This is a genomic window from Streptomyces sp. NPDC018964 (assembly GCF_044390325.1).
In the GTDB taxonomy this organism is placed as follows: Bacteria; Actinomycetota; Actinomycetes; order Streptomycetales; family Streptomycetaceae; genus Streptomyces.
The window spans coordinates 1-2,798 of record NZ_JBIRYZ010000063.1 but is presented as its reverse complement, the minus strand read 5'-3'; the positions used below and the strand labels follow the sequence as shown (position 1 = coordinate 2,798).

2 protein-coding genes are annotated in these 2,798 nt (G+C 70.4%); both read left to right on the top strand.

Annotated features, from left to right (window positions below):
• Positions 1-431: 431 nt before the first annotated feature.
• On the top strand, positions 432-881 hold the full coding sequence (locus ACH5AO_RS37160; RefSeq protein ID WP_398932555.1) for a PTS glucose transporter subunit IIA: 450 nt from the start codon (positions 432-434) through the stop codon (positions 879-881).
• Between the two features lie 78 nt (positions 882-959).
• Positions 960-2,630, top strand: a complete 1,671-nt coding sequence (gene ptsP / locus ACH5AO_RS37155; protein WP_398932553.1) for a phosphoenolpyruvate--protein phosphotransferase — start codon at positions 960-962, stop codon at positions 2,628-2,630.
• Positions 2,631-2,798: the final 168 nt, after the last annotated feature.

Genomic DNA, 2,798 nt, shown 5'->3' with positions numbered 1-2,798 from the left:
GGCGTTGACTTTTGGCACGCTGTTGAGTTCTCAAGGAACGGACGCTTCCTTCGTACTCACCCTCGCGGGCTTTCCTCCGGGCGCTTCCCTTCGGTGTTTCCAACACTACCAGTGTTTTTCCGGCCCTCCGACCATCGTCCCGCAGGCATGCGGAAGATGATCCAAAGTTAGGATCTGACAAGTTGGATTGCTGTCGAGCGGAGAGTGCCTGTTCACGCCACTCATCCCCGAGCAGGGGTACAACTCTACACGGGGTCGCGGAGCACGTGCAAATCGATTAGAGTGTGTGGTCTAGACCTCTCGTCTAGACCATTGATCCGGATCTGTCCTCCGAAACCGGTACCTCATATGACATACGCTGCTGAACAGCGCGCCGGAGGCAGGCAGTGACGGCGGCGTACGTACAGATCTCCACGCCTGGGAGGCTTCCCATGACCACCGTGACGTCCCCGCTTGCAGGACGGGCCATCGGACTGGCGTCCGTACCCGACCCGGTCTTCTCCGGAGCCATGGTCGGCCCGGGTACGGCGATCGACCCCGCGCGAGAGCCCTCCGAGGCCGTTTCCCCCGTCGACGGTGTGATCGTCTCCCTGCACCCGCACGCGTTCGTCGTCGTCGACGAGAACGGACACGGCGTGCTCACCCACCTCGGTATCGACACCGTGCAGCTCAACGGCGAGGGCTTCGAGCTGCTCGTCAACAAGGGCGACACCGTGACACGCGGGCAGAGCATCGTGCGCTGGAACCCGGCCGCCGTCGAGGCCGCCGGCAAGTCCCCGGTGTGCCCGGTCGTCGCCCTGGAGGCCACGTCGGACGCTCTCTCCGAGCTTCGCGACGACGGCGACGTGAAGGCCGGCGACACCCTCTTCCTCTGGAAGTGACGCGGTGCCGTCCGGTGACGGCCATCAGGACGACCAACGCGGCGGCGGAGCCCGCCGCTCTATTCGGAGACGGGTGAGATGGAGACAACGCTGCGAGGCGTCGGGGTCAGCCACGGTGTGGCGATCGGCGAGGTACGGCACATGGGCACGGCGGTGCTCGAACCTCCTGCCAAGCAGATTCCGGCGGACGAGGCGGAGCGTGAGCAGGTGCGCGCCCGCAAGGCCGTGGAGGCGGTCGCGGCCGATCTGACGGCGCGCGGCAACCTCGCCGGGGGCGAGGCCCAGGCGGTTCTCGAGGCGCAGGCCATGATGGCCCAGGACCCCGAGTTGATGGCCGCCGTGGAACGGCGCATCGCCGTCGGCAGCACCGCTGAGCGCGCGGTGTACGACGCGTTCGCCGCGTACCGCGAGCTGCTCGCGAATGCCGGTGAGTACCTGGCGGGCCGCGTGGCCGACCTCGACGACGTGCGGAACCGTATCGTCGCGCGGCTGCTCGGGGTGCCGATGCCGGGCGTGCCGGACAGCGACGAACCGTACGTCCTCGTGGCCCGTGATCTCGCGCCGGCGGACACGGCGCTGCTCGACCCGACGCTGGTGCTCGGCTTCGTGACCGAGGAGGGCGGCCCGACCAGCCACAGCGCGATCCTGGCCCGCGCTCTCGGTGTCCCCGCCGTGGTCGCCCTGCCGGGTGCCGGTGAGCTCGCCGAGGGCACGCTGATAGCGGTCGACGGCAGCACCGGCGAGATCTTCGTGGACCCGAGCGACGAGAAGAAGGCCCGGCTCGAGGCGGCGGCGGCCGAGCGCAAGGCGGCGCTGGCGGCGTCGACCGGGCCCGGTGCGACCGCCGACGGTCACAAGGTGCCGCTGCTGGCCAACATCGGCGGCCCGGCGGATGTGGCGGCCGCCGTCGAGGCGGGCGCGGAAGGCGTCGGTCTCTTCCGTACCGAGTTCCTGTTCCTGGACGACAACAAGAAGGCTCCTTCCGAGGAGAAGCAGGTCGCGGCCTACCGTCAGGTACTCGAGGCGTTCCCCGAGGGCCGTGTCGTGGTGCGGGTGCTGGACGCGGGCGCGGACAAGCCGCTGGACTTCCTCACCCCGGCGGACGAGCCGAACCCGGCGCTGGGCGTGCGTGGTCTGCGGACGCTGCTCGACCACCCCGGAGTGCTGCGTACACAGCTGACGGCGCTGGCCAAGGCAGCCGAGGGACTGCCCGTCCACCTCGAGGTCATGGCCCCGATGGTGGCGGACCGGGCCGATGCCAAGGCTTTCGCGGACGCCTGCCGGGAGGCGGGGCTGCAGGCGAAGTTCGGTGCGATGGTCGAGATCCCGTCGGCCGCGCTGCGTGCGCGCTCGGTGCTGCAGGAGGTGGAGTTCCTGTCCCTGGGCACGAACGACCTCGCGCAGTACACGTTCGCCGCGGACCGTCAGGTGGGTGCGGTCTCCCGGCTGCAGGATCCGTGGCAGCCCGCGCTGCTCGACCTGGTGGCGCTGTCCGCCGAGGCGGCGAAGGCCGAGAGCAAGAGCTGTGGTGTCTGCGGTGAGGCCGCTTCCGACCCGCTGCTCGCGTGTGTGCTGATCGGTCTGGGTGTCACCTCTCTCTCCATGGGCGCGGCGTCCATTCCGTACGTGCGGGCGTCACTGGCGAAGTTCACGCTGGCGCAGTGTGAGCGGGCTGCGGCGGCGGCCCGGACGGCGGACAGCGCCGCGGATGCCCGTGCCGCCGCTCAGGCGGTGCTGTCGGGCGAGTAGCCGGACCGGACCGGTCGACGATCGGTGCCCTGAGGGGTGGCCCCCCCCCCGGGGGGGGCCCCCCCCCGGGGGGGGGGCTCAAAGGCAGTGGGGCGGGGCCGGGTGCTCGCCGCGGTCGGGGGGCGCGCAGGAGTCGACGGTGGACTACGCGGGGATGAGCTCCCCCGC